The organism is Streptomyces sp. TLI_185 (genome assembly GCF_003814765.1).
Classification (GTDB): Bacteria; Actinomycetota; Actinomycetes; order Streptomycetales; family Streptomycetaceae; genus Streptomyces.
Map to the genome: position 1 here is coordinate 6,989,127 of NZ_RKRB01000001.1, position 14,440 is coordinate 7,003,566.

The window sequence follows — 14,440 nt, forward strand, 5'->3', positions numbered from 1 at the left end:
GGCTCTCACCCGTTTGCCGCAGCCCGCGGAATAGGCCGCCGATCTCCGAGGTTGACGCGACCCAGACCCATGCACGTGCGTCATCCAGGGAAGGGCCTGTCATGAAGATCGGCATCATCGGCGCGGGCAACATCGGCGGCAACCTCACCCGGCGGCTCACCGCCCTCGGCCACGACGTCTCCGTCGCCAACTCCCGCGGGCCCCAAACGCTCACCGAGCTGGCCGAGGAGACCGGCGCGACCGCGGTACCCGTGGAGGAGGCGGCGCGCGGCGCGGAGGTCGTGGTGATCACGATCCCCGTCAAGGCGATCCCGAACCTGCCGGCAGGCGTCCTGGACGGAGCGGCCGAGAACGTCGCCGTGATCGACACCGGCAACTACTACCCCCAGCAGCGGGACGGCAGGATCGCCGCGATCGAGGACGAGGGCCTCACGGAGAGCGCCTGGACGGCGCGGCAGATCGGTCACACCGTCGTCAAGGCGTTCAACGGCACCTTCGCCCAGGACATCCTGGAGCGGCCGCGCCCGGCGGGCGACCCCGACCGGCAGGCGGTCCCGGTCGCGGGCGACGACGAGGCCGCGAAGCGCGTGGTCAGGAACCTGATCGACGAACTCGGCTTCGACACGGTCGACACGGGCACCCTCGCCGACTCCTGGCGTCAGCAGCCGGGCACCCCCGTCTACGGACTGCGGGCGGGCGTGGACGAGGTGACCAAGGCGCTGGCGGAGGCACCCCGGGAACGCCCGGCGGACTTCCGGGCGTAACGGCGGCGCGTGGCCGTCACGCGCCAGTGGCCCACTCCTTCAGCGCGGCCTTGTCGGCGAAGTCCGCGACATCCTTGTCGTGCGGCTCGCTGGTGTACTGGTGGAAGCGCCACTTGGCCTTGATACGGGGCTTGCCCGCCGTGACGTAGTCGGCGATCCAGAGGCCGTCACCGGCGTACGAGGTCGTGTCGACGTTGAGCCAGAAGTCGCGATTGGTGTAGAGCACGACCTGGTTGTTCGGCCGCAGTTCCTTCACCTTGCGGATGAACAGGTCCTTCTCCGCGTTGCTCGCGTGCGTCCCGGCGCTGGTCCGCTCCCAGTCCACGGCGAGGATGTCTCCCGCCTTCTCCGGGGCGTGCCGGACGAAGTAGTCGGCCTGGGCCTGGAGATGGCCCGGCCACAGGAAGTGGTAGAAGCCGACGACGAGGCCCGCGTCGCGACCGTGTTTTGTCTGGGCGCCGAGTCTCGGATTGACGTACGAGCGGCCCTCCGTCGCCTTGATGAAGACGAAGGAGAGGCCGTCCGTGCCGTACGAGGAGGACTGGTAGGCGCTTACGTCGATACCGCGCAGCATGGAAGGACTCCCTGAAGTGCCGGTGGGGGGACAGCGGTTGATTCATCCCCACCTTTGCACGGGTGATCCGTTCCGGATGTGGAAACGACGTGGAAACGTCAGCCCCGGGCCGCCGCGGAGGCCAGCACCGACGCGGACTTCGCCGACCAGTCGGAAGTGATCACACTCGCGTGATCCGCCGCCAGCAGGGCCAGCCGTGTGGCGACTTCCGCGTCCGTGGGGTTGGTCGACGAGATCGCCGGAGACACGTTGTAGGCGTCCGTCATGATCAGGATGTAGTGGTTGGCGGAGTAGAAGGACGTGTCGTAGCCGTTGTTCACGTACGTCGCCGCGTCCCCGTCGAAGAAGACGAACCAGGGGCGGATCGAGGAGTCGTAGCGGCTGGTGCGCGGGTCGCCGTTCGCCGCGCCCAGCACCGCCGGGAAGGCCTGTGCCGCCGAGATGTTCCCCGCCGCGTACAGGTCGCGCAGATGGTCGCCGTACTCCTCGTCGGTCCAGTAGTGGTCGAAGGGGTTCGACTCCTCCACCGTCCCGGGGGTCAGTTCGAAGACGAACTTGCCCTTGAGGGCGTCGCGGGACGGCCAGGCGTTCGCCTTCGCGGCTGCGTCGAGGGTGGAGTACGAGGACCCCAGCAGGTCCGACGGCTTGTAGACGCTGCTGCCGAGCTTCTGCGACACCAGCGTGTCGAACTCGTCGGGTCCGAGGCCGACGTTGTTGTTGAAGCCGACCTTCATCTCGACCTTGACGATGACCGGCGCGTGATCCGGATGCAGTTGCTCCCAGGCCGCCATGTTGTCCAGGCAGCTGCCGAGGTCCTGGTTGCGGTCCTTGCTGTACAGCTCACTCGGCTCGTCCGCGTACTCGCAGTTGTTGTCGTTGCCGAGCGGGTTGCTGTGGCTGACCCGCCACCGCCTGTTCAGGCTGTCCGCGTAGACGTCGAGCTCGAGCAGCGAGGCCCCCGAGTCCAACGCCTGTGCCCAGTACGTGTACTTGTCCTTCTCGTAGGCGTTGTGCGTCCCGATCGTCGTCGTCTCGGAGAACTTCGGTGCCGCCGCGTGGGCGTTGCCGGGTACCGCCATCAGCATCGCGACCGCGCCCATGAGCGCCGCCAGCCGTCTCGCAACCCGCATGGGTCAAGTCCCCTTCACTGTCGCCGAGTTGGCGGCAGCGTAGGGGAAAGCCGTTACCGGCCGGTAGACCTGAGGGGAACGCCGACCTTCTTCGGGCAAAGGGGAGTTCAGCACTCGATCGCTTCGTTGGTCCCGCACTCGCAATACGTAGGTCTCGGGTTCGAATCCCGAAGGCGGCTCTGAAAAAGTATCCAGGTCGCATAGCCCTTGACCTGGGCTTTTCTGTTGCTCGGGCAGAGCGCGGCCCTGGATGGGAACGCCGTGCGAACGGCTTGCGTGAGCGGAGCGGCTCGGGAGTCCACTTCTTGGGCTTCTTCCGCTGGGCCTTCTGCTTGGTCCTGGCCTGGAGATTCGCCTTGTCCTTCGGGTTGCCCGTACCCGCGACACGAGGCGCCCGGACTCGACCGGTCGGCTCAGGGCGGCCCGCTGGCGAGCCCGGGCGCGGCACCGCCGGCACGCCGAGGGCAGGCGGCTGGACGCCAGGGAGACCCGTCTCAGGGGCCTGGCCGTACAGCGCCCGGACGCACCGGACTGACCGAGTCCCGTCCGCTCCACGGGTCAGCCCGTGGCCTCCGCGTCGGCGAGCGCCAGGGCTTCTTCCCGTGTGGCGAGCGGGGTGAACCGGTCCATGAGGTTTCCCGCGTGCAGGATCCTCAGGATCATCGGATGCGGGCAGACGAGTAACAGCCAACCGTGCCGCTCCCTGACCCGCCGCTCGGCGTGGCACAGCAGTCGTAGTCCGTAGCAGTCGAAGAACTCGACCGGAGTCAGATCGATCACCACGGTTCGCCCTCGAGCGGCTGTCGCGGTGTCCAGGTCCGGCATGATTTGTTGGGCGGCGGCGATGTCGACCTCGCCGTGGAACTCGATGACGGTGCATCCGCTGACCTGTTGGCTGCGGATGTGCCCATAAGGCCATGCCCTGTTGCCCTGTTGCACGGCGTCTCCCCCGGTGAGCCCAGCTGCCCGAGATCTCGGGAGCAAGGACGCTTTCGCCACCAGGGGCTGGGGCGGCAACAGGCGGCCAGCGTATGACCCATTCCCGCCTCTTGCGCGACAAAACGATTCTCTGTACGAGGAGTTCGCTCGATGGGGCGTTTTTCAACATATCTCCTTGACATGGCTCGCCTCGGCTCTCCGTGGCTCGCAGACGTCAAGGAGAGCCGAGGCTTTCCTGCCTGTCGTGTTCTGTGGCACGTCGGGTGGAGAGTCCGGACCGGATGATCCTTTCGCTTTCTCGCCGTGTTCACACGACCGCGGTGTACGACGGTCACACGCTCTCGGGCACGCCGTTCGACGTGGGTCCGGGGATCGTCTTGTTCAGGTCGCTGGGCGGTGCCGAGGAGGTGGCCGCTGCCGTCTCCCGGGCGAGGAAGGCGCCGAGTTCGCCGATGGTGCTCATGAGGGGTGCGGGGAAGACGACCGTGCTGTTCTTGTCCACGGCGATCTCCACCAGGCTCTGCAGGTTGCGCAGTTGCAGGGCCAGGGGGTGGGCCATCATCGTGTCGGAGGCGTCAGCGAGGGCGGCGGCGGCCAGGGACTCGCCCTCCGCGTTGATGATCTTCGCTCGCTTCTCCCGCTCGGCCTCGGCCTGGCGGGCCATGGCGCGCTTCATGGTGTCGGGCAACTGGATGTCCTTGAGCTCGACCAGGGTGACCTGGACGCCCCATTCCGCTGTGGTGACGTCGAGGATCTCGCGGATGTCCAGGTTGATGCGGTCGGTCTCGGAGAGGGTCTCGTCGAGGGTGTGTTGGCCGACGACCTTTCGCAGGGTGGTCCGGGCGATCTGGTTGATCGCGGCGTGGACGTTCTCGACGGCGACGACCGACTTCACCGCGTCGGTCACCCGGAAGTAGGCGACCGCCGACACGTCCACGCTCACGTTGTCCCGCGTGATGATCCCCTGGGACTGGATGGGCCAGGAAGATCAGGACTCCCATGAGCTGCTCCTCAGGTTGAGGGCCGCCTCGTTGTCGCGAGCGGTCCCGGGGACGGGTGATCGGGTGGTGGCGCGTGAGTCTCGGGGGCACCGGCACGTTTCCCGGGTGCTCGGGCCTCTGTGAGAACCGCGCCTTGTCACCTGAGCGGGCGCGGTGCGGGCCGCGGGCCGCGGGCCCACCAGGTGTCCAGCATCCCTTGCTGCTCGCGTAGGCCGCTTGGGCTGAACGGTCCCCGGAGCGCCGGGGTTTGCGAGGAGAGACTCAGCCGTTGTCGGCGGGGAGTGGGACGGTCCACTCCAGGACGGTGCCGGTGGGACGACGGGGAGTGAGAGTGAGGGTGCCGCCGGGCTCCACGGCTCGGGCGTGGAAATTGGCCAGTCCGCCGCTTCGGGTGCGGGCCGGGTCGATGCCGCGGCCGTCGTCGGCGACCCGCAGCGGCGGGCGGGTGACGGTGGCCTCGGCGGCGACGTCGACAGCGGTGGCGTGGGCGTGCCGGGCGGTGTTGGTGAGGGCTTCACGCAGTGCGGCGAGCAGCTGGTCGGCGATGTCGTCGGCGACCAAGGTGTCCAGCAGTCGGTCATCCGCATGGCGGGCTGAAGCCCAGGACGGCGGAGGCCCGGCCGGTCTCGGTGACCAGCCGGGTCCGCAGGCCGGTGCCGTTTCTTTGGTTTTCCGACCGTGGGCGGACGGGACGCCCTCGGTGCAGACGAGAGCGGCGCCGGTCCTCCTGTCCGCGCTTCTGTCCGACCTCACCCGTACCCGACCCGGCGAGTCCTGACCGTGGTTGGCCGTAGGCGCACTGTCGGCCGACCTGGAAGCGGCACTAGGCTGACCGACAAGGCCCGAGCCCCCGGCAGCAGCTCAGTCGCTCTGCTCCAGGGAGGCGTGCCGTGCACGCAGGTCTCGACACCAGCGATGCGCGCGCCTCGGTTCGGCGTCGGGGCGTCGGGCGCACCGTAACGAGATCCTTCTGTCGGCCGGTCGGTGGCCTGCGATGAACGCCACCATGCGTCCGCCGACGACCACCCGGGCCACCGGCTTGTGGACCTGTTCCCTCCTGCAGGTCGCGTACGCGCCCCCAGTACCGGCGAACTTCACGCCCAGCCACGCAAGGAGTCACCTGTGACCGCGACCGCTCCCGAGCCTCCCGAGGTCACCCTCGGCGACGAGTTCGGCAAGGAACTCGACCGCATACGTGCCGAGATCATCGCCACGCGCGGCGCCGACGACGCGCGCTACATCCGTACGGTGATCGCCGTGCAGCGCGGCCTGGAGGCGGGAGGCCGGGTCGCCCTCGCCGTCTCGCTGTTCCCGCCCGCCTGGGTGGCGGGGACCGCCCTGCTCTCCCTCGCCAAGATCCTGGAGAACATGGAGCTGGGCCACAACATCCTGCACGGCCAGTGGGACTGGATGTGCGACCCGGCGATCCACTCGACCACCTGGGAGTGGGACTTCCTCGCCCCCGCCGAGGCCTGGAAGCACACCCACAACCACCTGCACCACACCTGGACCAACGTCGTGGACCGCGACCGCGACCTCGGGTACGTCGCCTTCCGGATGAGCGCCGACCAGGCCTGGCATCCGCGCCATCTCGCCCAGCCGTTCTACAACTTCCTGCTCGCGCCCCTCTTCGAGTGGGGCATCGCGCTGTACGACCTGGAACCGGATGTCGTCGTCGCCGGCCGCAAGCCGTGGCGCTCCTTCCTCAGCGACGTGCGCGGGTTTCTCGCCAAGGCGACCCGCCAGCTAGCCAAGGACTACGTGTTCTTCCCGCTGCTGGCCGGGCCCTCCGCGCTGCCGTGTCTGCTCGGGAACCTCACCGCCAACACGGTGCGCAACCTGTGGACCCACACCATCATCTTCTGCGGGCATTTCCCCGGTGACGTCCAGACGTTCACCGAGGAGCACATCGAGGACGAGACCCGCGGTGAGTGGTACCTGCGTCAGGTCCAGGGCTCCGCCAACATCGAAGGCGGCCCGCTCTTCCACGTCCTCAGCGGCAATCTCGGCCACCAGATCGAGCACCATGCCTTCCCGGATCTGCCCAGCAACCGCTACGCCGAGATCGCCCCGCACATGCGTGCACTCTGCGAGAAGCACAACATCCCGTACATCACCGGACCGTTGTGGCGGCAGTACGGTTCCACCTGGGGACGCATCCTGCGCTTCGCCGTACCGACCGGATGAACTGCCCGGACGGAACCGGTATGTCGTCGCGCCCGTCGTGCCGAACCCCGTTGCCGACCGTGACCGCGACGCGGGCGAACGGTCGGATTCCCCTGATCGCAGGAGACGGCCGTCGCAGTCCGACCGGTGTGAGGTACGCACCGTTTTCCTGCGGCGGCTGTCCTTCTTGCGGGGAGGACGCTGTCACTGACCGACAGGCACCGACATGTGCAGCAGCCGTTCGGTGATCTCCCGGTACTGCCTCAGGGCGAGCCGCAGTTCCTCGGTCTGCACGTCGGCGTCCGGGTCCTGCCAGCCTGTGCGCAGGACGCGCCGTCGTTCCGCGAGGGTGTCGGCGAACCGGGTGGTGACCTCGTCGAGGACCGCGTCGGCCTCTTCCACCGCTTGGCGCGGCCCGTCGACGAAGGTGGCCAGGGACTGCTGGAGGCGCAGGGCCAGCTTGTCCCGGTCGCCCTGCGGGATCAGGGCCGGGCCGGGCGGGCGATCGGGACCGTCGGCGCCGGTGCCGGGCTCACGCGGTGCGTGAGCGGAATCGGTGCGGGGCGCCTTCGGGGCGAGTTGGGTCGGATCCGGGCTCCCAGGCTGGGGCTGCGGTGCGTGTTCGGCGTCGTGGGACATCAGGTGCTGCTTCCCTTCGCGTGGTGTCGGGTCAGTGGCCACGGCGCTTTGCCTTGGCCGCCGGGGGCGAAGGGGCGGGGCGGGGTGGCCGGCTGTCCGGTGACCAGTGCTTCGAAGAGGCTTCGGGATTCGACCATCGCCTCCCGCATGTCCTCGGTACCGCTCGGCCCGTGGGCCGCCGTGTGCATGCTGCGGTAGCCCTGGACGTGGTGGGCGTGGTGGACGGAGAGGGCAGCGATCTGGTCCTCGTACCGCTCGCCGTCGGGGAAGCCGCGGTCCCTTGCCAGGTGCGCCAGCAGTGTGTCCGCCTCGGTGACGGCCTGCTGCGGTGAGTCGACGAACTGCTCCTGGATGGCGGCCCATCGCGTCCTGTAGCGCTCGCGGGCCGCGGGCGTCAGCGCCTGCTGCGTGAGGGAGCCGTGCTCCTTCACACGCTTGCCGAGTTCCTGTTCGGCGGCCTTGGTGTCGCCGTCGTGGTCGGCGACTGCGCGGGCGTACTCGGGTCCGAAGCGGCGCTTAAGTCCCTGCCCGCCACCGCCTCGGGTTCGTCCACGTCCCGTGTAGAGGAGGATGGCCAGGCCGATGACGGCCACGGCGATGATCACGCCGATGATCATGGCTGCCTTCTCCGGCTCTCGGTTCGCACGCTGGTCTGCTTCATTGCCATCGATTCCTGTCGGCTGATCGGGCGTTCGGGCTGCCGGGTGGTGTCCGCCCGAGGTGGGCACCACCCGGGGCGTCGGTGGTCAGCGCCTGAAGGCGTCCTTGGCCTTGTCGCCGGACTGCTTCAGGTTTCCGGCGATCCGGTCGGTCCTGCCTTCGCGCTGCAGTCGCCTGTTGCGGGTGGTCCGGCCGATGCGTTCGGTGACCCGGCCCTTGAACGCCTGTGTTTTGTGTTTGATGGTCTGTCCGACACTCATGGCCGGCCTCCTGCTTGTCTGGTGAGTGGGTTCCGCGTGTGATCGCCGTACAGGCCGTTGTCCCTGCGGGCAGGGTCGAACTCCGGAACGGACTACCGGCGGCGGCCACCGCCGCGCCCGCGCATCGCGAAGCCGGCGATCCAGACGACCAGCAGGACGGCGGCGACCCACCACAGGATCTGCATCGCGAAGCCGAACCCGAAGACCACCAGGATCAGCAGAAGGAGAAGAATCCAGATCATCGCCGGGCCTCCAGATCGCGGGGATTTCCTTGATTCCGCGGGGTCCGGGCGAAGGGGGAAGGTGGAATGCCGCGCCCCGACGTTCCGGAGTGGCATGGCCCTACACCGTGCTGTCAGTCAACGCCCGGCAACCTCCCCTGTCAACGTGGTGTCGACACCGGCGAGTTCTGGGAGCTGCGCCGGGGCCGCCGGGATGAGCGGAGCCTCGGCGGGGGATTCGGCCTGCTCGGTCGGCGGCGGCAGGATGTGGTCCTCCCACCACGAAAGGGCCATCACTGCGATGAGTAGGACGAAGGGGGTCGAAGCGGGAACGATCAGCGCGTACATGTGTACCGCCTGGTAGGGGATGCGTGCGACGCGGCGGGCGGCAGATCGTTGCCCGCTTGAGGCGCATCGGGGCTTCGCCGGGTTCTCGTGACGACGGGCGTGTGCGGGAACGGCCGGGCTCGTGACGCGGCGGGTTCCGGCACCGATGCGCAGGGTGCGCCCTCTGGGGAGCGCGTTGGCGGTGCGACGCTGCCGGGGGCCGGGGCGGCATGTCGCACGCTAGCCCTCGCCGCAGTTCCCCGACAGGTGTCAAGCAGCCATCCATGCTGGACAGGACGCGCTGACGTCGCACGGTATCCGCAACCGTTGGGCAGGACTACGCTGTGGGGTGAGGCCCCGGTCCCCGGTATCGATGCCGTGTTCTGCTCCCGGGGGGAGGCCCACCGTGTTCGTCCTGCTCCTCATCCTCATCGCCGTTCTCTTCGGCTTCGGCTTCCTTCACCCCATCTGGTGGGTGGCGGCGGCGGTGCTGGTCTACGGCGCGACCCGCCACGGCCGCGATCGTGGCGGAGGCCGAACCCGTGGCGGTTCCGATCTCGGGGACTATCGGCAACCCCGGGACTACCGGGACTATCAGGAGCGCCGGGATCGCCAGGACCGCTGGGACCGCCGCTACAGCCGCCAGAACCGAGCGCGCTGGCGGCGCGAGGACCGTCGGGACCATGACCACCACAGGTGACCCGGGGAGTGGGCGGGCAGCCACGGTCCGGGAGGGCTCCGGCCAGACCGGAGACGTCGAACTCGTGAAGAGGTACATGCCATGCAACGCGCAACCGTGCTCCAAGAGGACTGGTGGAAACTGCGGGCCGAGGCCACGTGGGGGAACGCATCGGCCGGGCAGGACCTCGTCGCACTGCGCGCCGAGAACGATCAGCTGCGGCGGGCACTGGCCGGCCGTGCGGCCATCGACCAGCCCGCGGAATGGTGATGGTCCTGACCCCCTGCAGCCGCGGGGCGGCCAGGAACCTGCTGGTCGACGTCTCGCGGCAGTGCAACACCAAACTTCCGGAGGTGGCCGCGGCCGTGGTCGCCGCCTGGGAGGGCAAGCCGCTCCCGGAGGGGATGCAGCGTGCGCTGCGGCGTGCACTGCGGCGGTTTTACGTGGCGGACCGAGGGTGCGACTCGTCATCGGCCGATGAGTCGTCCAGGTAGGGAGAGACAATGATCCACGCAGCCGACGTCCGGGAGTGGCGCAACCGCGATGTCATCGACTCCGAGTCGCACAAGATCGGTGTCCTGGAGGCGGTCTATGTGGACACCACCTCCGACGAGCCGGCCATGGCCACGGTACGGACCGGACTGCCCACCCGGCACCGTCTGGTCTTCGTCCCCCTTGAGGACGCGATCGTCGGGCCGGGCTATCTGAAGGTCGGCTATGTCAAGACGCTGGTGAAGCAGGCTCCTTCGATCGGTACCGACGACGTGCTTCCCGCCGACCAGGAGGAAGCGGTCTTCAAGCACTACGGACTGCCCTACCAGCCCGGTGCGGCCGGAGAACGGCAACTTGCGCGCCGCTGACCGCCCTCGGACGGGAGGGCCGCCGTGTTCGCCGGGCCCGGCATCTTCGATGGCTGCCGTCCGTTTCGACCCGGACGGGGCCAGAGGCGTGGTCGCGACGCTCCGCTGTTTCCCGCAGACACCCCGGCGCCGGCCCCCTTCCGGCGACGCGCAACCGCGCAGGGCATCGGTGCGGGACGGGCCGCCCTTGGTCCGCCCCTTCGATGCCCACGTACCGGAACCTGTGCGCGGCGTTGGCTGTCCGTGACATGCGGACGGTGCTGAACCGCCACCCACGGCCCCCAGCCCCGTCGTGCTGAGCCGACCGCGTCCGTTCGACGTGTCCCGGGTCCGACGACTCGGGTCGCCGGGAACCGACCGTCCGACAGCATCCGGAGACTGCCCCGGGCAGCCGCGCCCGCGTCTGCCCGGGCAAGGCCTCAATGCACCCGGTCCTCGGGGGTCTCCTGCGTGTCCTCGTCCGGCAGGTGCACGTCGTTGACCGCGATGTTCACCTCGACGACCTCCAGGCCCGTCATCCGTTCCACCGCCGCGATCACGTTCTCACGGACCTCTGCGGCGAGGTCGGTGATGCTCACCCCGTATGCGACGACGACCTGGAGATCGATGGCGGTCTGCTTCTCACCGACCTCGACCTTGACGCCGCGCCCCGCGCTCGGATGTCCGCCCGGGACCCGGTCGCGCATCGCGCCCATGGTGCGGGTGAATCCGCCGCCCAGCGCGTGGATTCCCGGCACCTCGCGGGCGGCGATGCCGGCGATCTTCTCCACCACCCCGTCGGCGATGGTCGTCCGGCCGCGGGTCCCCGGCTGTTCCCGGAGCCGCGGGCGTGCGGATTGCAGTGCCGTGCCCAGGTCGGTGCGGGGCTCCCCCGGGCCGGGTTCGGGCAGGGTCGAACCGTTCGGTTCCGTCATGCGAAGCCACCTCCTCGGGTGGTGCACTGACTGACGTGCCCGGCGGCCGTCGGCCACCGCGTTTCGCGCCGCTTGACCAGTACCGCGCTACGCGTCGGACATGCCTGCGTACGGCGTCACATCGCGGCCACGGTCCAGGTGCTGGGACCAGGCAGGTCAGCGGACCCCACCGGACCGCGCCGGGGACTATGCTGCTGTACGGACGTCCCAGACCCCGGCGGCTTGTCGTTGCTCGACACATAGTGCGCGGGGAGCGGACTCTCGGTCCGTCACCCGGCGCATCCCAGGAGGGAACGGGTGGGCCTCTTTCCTGTCGCACAGGCGGTCGGACCTGCCTTCGCTCCGACTCCGCCGAACATACGCCCCCACCGGGAGGGCGTCAGGTGGTGCCGGATATCCGGCACGGCCGGGCCCGCTGCCGGATGGTCTTCCGAACCGAGGCGTCATGCCCCTTCCACAGCTCACCGTGTATCGCCGTGACCGGAGGAAACGGGCGCTAATCACCCTGGCCGGTGAGATCGACTTCGAATCCGCGCCGTTGGTGCGCGCATCCGTGGAACAGTGCTTGCGGGACGGCATCCGCGCCATCGACGTCGACCTCACCCCTGTCAGTTTCTGTGACTGCAGCGGACTCAACGCCTTCCTGCATGCTGCGCAGCAGACCACCGTGGCGGGCGGGACCCTGCGACTGCACCACCCACCGCCGATGCTCGTCCTTGTGGTCGGCCTCACCGGTTGCGGGTTCCTGCTCCTCGGTCCTCCCTACGACCCGCCACCTCCTTCCGGCGACGCCGTGGCTGTGCCGGCTCCAGCCCTGCCCCACGGGTCTGTCCCGCCTGCGCCTGTTCTCCCGGGCGATGTGCGATGACGGCCGGACCCGGGTGGGGACAGTCGCGGAAGCCGGGGGACGGCGAGGCATCCGCCGTGGCTCCGGTGCGACTGCGCCGGCTGAACCGTCGGCTGGTGGAGGACCTGCGCGAGGATCTGGCGGGGTTGTATGTGGACTCCCGCGTGCCGGCGCCGGGGGACGCGTACCGCCGTCCCGGCCGCCAGGACTTCCTGAACCGTCTCACCGCGGACATGGGCCGGCCGGGATTCGCCATGGTGATTGCCGAATCGGACGGCCTGATGGGATGCGCCTTCGGATTCCCGGTGCGCGGCGACGGCTCGTGGTGGCTCGGCTTCGACGGAGTCCTGCCGCGCGGCGTCGGGCAGCTCACGGTGTCCGGCAGGGCCTTCGCGTTCGGTGACATCCTGATCCGCCCGCACCCGCAGGACCGGGAACTCGCCCGTCGTGTGCAGGAGCGGCTGCTGACCGACCACCAGGCGTCGCTCGGCGCCACCTTGGTGGACGGGGCCGATCACCCGACTCTCTCCGCGCTCCGCTCCTGGGGATGGCTGGATGTCGGAGAGCTTCGCAGGCCACTGGGCGTCACCACGTTCCGCGCGCTGGTGTTTCCCCTGGCGGAACGCGCCACGGTGACGCCGGTGGGCCTTGTCGCGATGCCGGGAGGCGGTGGCCCGGGTGGGCGCTGAGAGCAGGTCGGCCCGCATCCAGCTACTGGTGGCCGAGCAGGCGGCCCGGCGCGGTGCCCGGGTCGGTGTGGTGGACGTGTGCACCGCGGCTGTGGCCGCGCTGCCGGTCGGCGGGGCCGGGCTGTCGGCGATGTCCAGGGCCGCGCCGAGCCATCCGCTGTGCAGCACCGACTCCGTCAGCGAGCAACTGGAAGAGCTCCAGCTCACGCTGGGCGAGGGGCCCTGTGTGGACGCCTTCCTGCATGGTTCGGCCGTCCTGACGCCCGATCTGCTCACCCGTGGCCTGCAGGATCGCTGGATGGTGTTCGCCGATGCGGCCCTGGAAGCCGGGGCCCGCGCGGTCTTCGCGCTTCCTCTGCAGATGGGCGCGATCAGCCCGGGAGTTCTGGACCTGTACGCCCACGTTCCGGTCCGGTTGGACGCGGAGGAACTGGCGGACGCGCTGGCGTTCGCCGATCTCGCGACTCTGGTGCTGCTCGACGCGCGCATCGACGAGACGGGCGGGCCGCGTGATGGCCCTGTCGAGGACCTGGGCGCCTACCGGGCGGAGATCGACCAGGCCAGCGGGATGCTCACGGTCCAGCTCGGCGTCGGCATCGAGGAAGCCTTCGTCCGGCTCCGCGCCTACGCCTATGCGCAGGGACGCCGGCTCGCCGACGTGGCCGCGGACGTGGTGGCCCGTCGGCTTCGTTTCCCACCGGACGCGGAGCCGGACCAGGCCGGGGAGGACAACTGACGCATTGATGCCGGCCGAGGAACGTGCCGTATTTCCCGCCCCTTCCCGGCGGGACTGGTCTCAATCGAAGGTGTCCACGATGGATCAACAGCTCCTGGCCAAGACCTTCGTCGAGCTGGCCGACAACCTGGTCGCCGACTTCGACCTCATCGACTTCCTGCGCCTGCTGACCGACCGCTGCGTCGGAATGCTCGACGCGAGCGCCGCCGGGGTACTGCTCGCCGACCGGGACGGCAAACTCCGCGTCATGGCCGCCTCCGACGAACAGGTGCGTGTGCTGGAGCTCTTCCAGCTTCAGAACGACCAAGGCCCCTGCCTCACGTGTTTCCGCACCGGCGCGCCGGTGATCATCCCCGACCTGACCCGGGAGGTCGAGCGCTGGCCGCGCTTCGTCACGGCGGCCCACCGCAGCGGATTCGGGGCCGTCCAGGCCCTCCCCATGCGCCTTCGGGAGGAGACCGTGGGCGCCCTGAACCTCTTCCGAGCCGCGCCCGGCCCCTTCGACCCGGCCGCCACCCTCGTGGCCCAGGCGCTGGCCGACGTCGCCACCATCAGCCTGCTGCAACAACGCACCGCGCAGCGCAGCACCGTGCTGAACGAACAGTTGCAGACGGCGCTGAACAGCCGGGTACTGATCGAACAGGCCAAGGGGAAGCTCGCCGAACGCCAGGGCGTCGACATGGAGCAGGCGTTCAGTGCGCTGCGCCGCTACGCCCGCGCCCACAACCGCCGCCTGTCCGACGTGGCCCGCGCCTTCATCGACGGCTCGGAACCCCTTGCCGGGCTGGGGTCCTGATCCACTCCGCGCCCCAACCGACGCGCATCGGCACGCCGTTCCTGCGCCGGGCACCGTGGGCCGGACGGCCGCCGCCGCACGACGGCGGCGGCCGTCCGGAGCGCGAGGAACGGGAGGCCCCCCTCCGCCGTGTCCTCGCGCGTTGTCCTCTGCGGCGGCGGGACTGATGGGAACACCCCGTCTGGAAATTGCCGAGAGGACTTGGGCTGGAGCCGCGCTGTCCGGCGATGTGGCTCCA

At 69.5% G+C, this 14,440-nt stretch carries 21 protein-coding genes and 1 tRNA gene; 11 read left to right on the forward strand and 11 right to left on the reverse strand.

The genetic code is table 11. The annotated features are described in order from the left end of the window. Positions 1-41 precede the first annotated feature (41 nt). The gene (locus tag EDD92_RS32370; RefSeq protein ID WP_260327352.1) at positions 42-764 is read left to right on the forward strand and encodes an NADPH-dependent F420 reductase; all 723 of its coding nucleotides are present in this window, start codon (positions 42-44) and stop codon (positions 762-764) included. A 16-nt stretch (positions 765-780) separates the two neighbouring features. Here the strand turns inward: EDD92_RS32370 and EDD92_RS32375 are convergent, their stop codons facing one another. Continuing rightward, positions 781-1,338, reverse strand: a complete 558-nt coding sequence (locus EDD92_RS32375) for a glycoside hydrolase family 25 protein (protein WP_123967596.1) — start codon at positions 1,336-1,338, stop codon at positions 781-783. A 98-nt stretch (positions 1,339-1,436) separates the two neighbouring features. After that, complete coding sequence (locus EDD92_RS32380; RefSeq protein ID WP_185124195.1) at positions 1,437-2,468, reverse strand: phosphatidylinositol-specific phospholipase C domain-containing protein; 1,032 nt, start codon at positions 2,466-2,468, stop codon at positions 1,437-1,439. Positions 2,469-2,548: 80 nt separating this feature from the next. Here EDD92_RS32380 and EDD92_RS50050 point away from each other — a divergent pair. Next, positions 2,549-2,647 (forward strand) — tRNA-Ala (locus EDD92_RS50050). Between the two features lie 379 nt (positions 2,648-3,026). Here EDD92_RS50050 and EDD92_RS32385 read toward each other — a convergent pair. The 3 genes from EDD92_RS32385 to EDD92_RS32395 all read right to left on the reverse strand — a co-directional run bounded on the left by EDD92_RS32385 (position 3,027) and on the right by EDD92_RS32395 (position 4,969). Continuing rightward, the gene (locus EDD92_RS32385) at positions 3,027-3,407 is read right to left on the reverse strand and encodes an STAS domain-containing protein (RefSeq protein ID WP_123967597.1); all 381 of its coding nucleotides are present in this window, start codon (positions 3,405-3,407) and stop codon (positions 3,027-3,029) included. Positions 3,408-3,738: 331 nt separating this feature from the next. Next, positions 3,739-4,383, reverse strand: coding sequence for an SPFH domain-containing protein (locus tag EDD92_RS32390; RefSeq protein ID WP_311736819.1), 645 nt, complete (start codon positions 4,381-4,383; stop codon positions 3,739-3,741). Between the two features lie 286 nt (positions 4,384-4,669). Beyond that, positions 4,670-4,969: a sensor histidine kinase gene (locus EDD92_RS32395; protein WP_123967598.1), complete on the reverse strand. Its 300-nt coding sequence runs from the start codon at positions 4,967-4,969 to the stop codon at positions 4,670-4,672. Positions 4,970-5,530: 561 nt separating this feature from the next. On the opposite strand from EDD92_RS32395, the gene EDD92_RS32400 reads away from it, so the two are divergent. Then, positions 5,531-6,595, forward strand: a complete 1,065-nt coding sequence (locus EDD92_RS32400; protein WP_123967599.1) for an acyl-CoA desaturase — start codon at positions 5,531-5,533, stop codon at positions 6,593-6,595. 183 nt (positions 6,596-6,778) lie between these two features. On the opposite strand, the gene EDD92_RS32405 is transcribed toward EDD92_RS32400, so the two are convergent. From EDD92_RS32405 to EDD92_RS32425, 5 genes are all read right to left on the reverse strand, one after another. After that, on the reverse strand, positions 6,779-7,213 hold the full coding sequence (locus EDD92_RS32405) for a hypothetical protein (protein ID WP_185124196.1): 435 nt from the start codon (positions 7,211-7,213) through the stop codon (positions 6,779-6,781). Then, positions 7,213-7,830, reverse strand: a complete 618-nt coding sequence (locus EDD92_RS32410; protein ID WP_123967600.1) for a hypothetical protein — start codon at positions 7,828-7,830, stop codon at positions 7,213-7,215. The genes EDD92_RS32405 and EDD92_RS32410 overlap by 1 nt, the downstream gene beginning before the upstream one ends. A gap of 129 nt (positions 7,831-7,959) precedes the next feature. Beyond that, positions 7,960-8,133, reverse strand: coding sequence for a CsbD family protein (locus EDD92_RS32415; protein ID WP_123967601.1), 174 nt, complete (start codon positions 8,131-8,133; stop codon positions 7,960-7,962). 92 nt (positions 8,134-8,225) lie between these two features. Beyond that, entirely contained in the window at positions 8,226-8,375 is a 150-nt protein-coding gene (locus EDD92_RS32420; RefSeq protein ID WP_115905775.1) for a hydrophobic protein, read from the reverse strand. 117 nt (positions 8,376-8,492) lie between these two features. Further along, positions 8,493-8,702 carry a hypothetical protein gene (locus EDD92_RS32425; protein ID WP_123967602.1) on the reverse strand — a complete coding sequence of 70 codons (210 nt, stop codon included), beginning with the start codon at positions 8,700-8,702 and terminating at the stop codon, positions 8,493-8,495. 385 nt (positions 8,703-9,087) lie between these two features. Between EDD92_RS32425 and EDD92_RS32430 the strand changes: the two genes are divergently transcribed. The 4 genes from EDD92_RS32430 (at position 9,088) to EDD92_RS32440 (ending at position 10,220) form a co-directional block, all read left to right on the forward strand. After that, a complete protein-coding gene (locus EDD92_RS32430; RefSeq protein ID WP_123967603.1) occupies positions 9,088-9,381 on the forward strand; it encodes a hypothetical protein in 294 nt (97 codons plus the stop codon). 81 nt (positions 9,382-9,462) lie between these two features. Further along, entirely contained in the window at positions 9,463-9,630 is a 168-nt protein-coding gene (locus EDD92_RS51445; protein ID WP_260326883.1) for a hypothetical protein, read from the forward strand. Next, a complete protein-coding gene (locus EDD92_RS51450; protein ID WP_260326885.1) occupies positions 9,630-9,854 on the forward strand; it encodes a hypothetical protein in 225 nt (74 codons plus the stop codon). Before EDD92_RS51445 ends, EDD92_RS51450 begins: the two co-directional genes overlap by 1 nt. 9 nt (positions 9,855-9,863) lie before the next feature. Beyond that, the gene (locus EDD92_RS32440; protein ID WP_123967604.1) at positions 9,864-10,220 is read left to right on the forward strand and encodes a PRC-barrel domain-containing protein; all 357 of its coding nucleotides are present in this window, start codon (positions 9,864-9,866) and stop codon (positions 10,218-10,220) included. Positions 10,221-10,639: 419 nt separating this feature from the next. On the opposite strand, the gene EDD92_RS32445 is transcribed toward EDD92_RS32440, so the two are convergent. Next, a complete protein-coding gene (locus EDD92_RS32445) occupies positions 10,640-11,134 on the reverse strand; it encodes an Asp23/Gls24 family envelope stress response protein (RefSeq protein ID WP_123967605.1) in 495 nt (164 codons plus the stop codon). Between the two features lie 445 nt (positions 11,135-11,579). On the opposite strand from EDD92_RS32445, the gene EDD92_RS32450 reads away from it, so the two are divergent. The 4 genes from EDD92_RS32450 to EDD92_RS32465 all read left to right on the forward strand — a co-directional run bounded on the left by EDD92_RS32450 (position 11,580) and on the right by EDD92_RS32465 (position 14,202). Beyond that, positions 11,580-12,002: an STAS domain-containing protein gene (locus tag EDD92_RS32450; RefSeq protein ID WP_123967606.1), complete on the forward strand. Its 423-nt coding sequence runs from the start codon at positions 11,580-11,582 to the stop codon at positions 12,000-12,002. A 56-nt stretch (positions 12,003-12,058) separates the two neighbouring features. Then, a complete protein-coding gene (locus tag EDD92_RS32455) occupies positions 12,059-12,670 on the forward strand; it encodes a hypothetical protein (protein WP_123967607.1) in 612 nt (203 codons plus the stop codon). Next, positions 12,660-13,406 carry an ANTAR domain-containing protein gene (locus tag EDD92_RS32460; RefSeq protein ID WP_123967608.1) on the forward strand — a complete coding sequence of 249 codons (747 nt, stop codon included), beginning with the start codon at positions 12,660-12,662 and terminating at the stop codon, positions 13,404-13,406. The genes EDD92_RS32455 and EDD92_RS32460 overlap by 11 nt, the downstream gene beginning before the upstream one ends. A gap of 79 nt (positions 13,407-13,485) precedes the next feature. Beyond that, positions 13,486-14,202, forward strand: coding sequence for a GAF and ANTAR domain-containing protein (locus tag EDD92_RS32465; protein WP_123967609.1), 717 nt, complete (start codon positions 13,486-13,488; stop codon positions 14,200-14,202). Positions 14,203-14,440 lie beyond the last annotated feature (238 nt).

Coding starts and splice junctions, on each gene's coding strand:
- EDD92_RS32375 (WP_123967596.1), bottom strand. CDS start 1,338: ATGCTGCGCGGTATCGACGTAAGCGCCTACCAGTCCTCCTCGTACGGC.
- EDD92_RS32380 (WP_185124195.1), bottom strand. CDS start 2,468: ATGCGGGTTGCGAGACGGCTGGCGGCGCTCATGGGCGCGGTCGCGATG.
- EDD92_RS32405 (WP_185124196.1), bottom strand. CDS start 7,213: ATGTCCCACGACGCCGAACACGCACCGCAGCCCCAGCCTGGGAGCCCG.
- EDD92_RS32410 (WP_123967600.1), bottom strand. CDS start 7,830: ATGATCATCGGCGTGATCATCGCCGTGGCCGTCATCGGCCTGGCCATC.
- EDD92_RS32415 (WP_123967601.1), bottom strand. CDS start 8,133: ATGAGTGTCGGACAGACCATCAAACACAAAACACAGGCGTTCAAGGGC.
- EDD92_RS32420 (WP_115905775.1), bottom strand. CDS start 8,375: ATGATCTGGATTCTTCTCCTTCTGCTGATCCTGGTGGTCTTCGGGTTC.
- EDD92_RS32425 (WP_123967602.1), bottom strand. CDS start 8,702: ATGTACGCGCTGATCGTTCCCGCTTCGACCCCCTTCGTCCTACTCATC.
- EDD92_RS51445 (WP_260326883.1), top strand. CDS start 9,463: ATGCAACGCGCAACCGTGCTCCAAGAGGACTGGTGGAAACTGCGGGCC.
- EDD92_RS51450 (WP_260326885.1), top strand. CDS start 9,630: ATGGTCCTGACCCCCTGCAGCCGCGGGGCGGCCAGGAACCTGCTGGTC.
- EDD92_RS32440 (WP_123967604.1), top strand. CDS start 9,864: ATGATCCACGCAGCCGACGTCCGGGAGTGGCGCAACCGCGATGTCATC.
- EDD92_RS32445 (WP_123967605.1), bottom strand. CDS start 11,134: ATGACGGAACCGAACGGTTCGACCCTGCCCGAACCCGGCCCGGGGGAG.
- EDD92_RS32450 (WP_123967606.1), top strand. CDS start 11,580: ATGCCCCTTCCACAGCTCACCGTGTATCGCCGTGACCGGAGGAAACGG.
- EDD92_RS32465 (WP_123967609.1), top strand. CDS start 13,486: ATGGATCAACAGCTCCTGGCCAAGACCTTCGTCGAGCTGGCCGACAAC.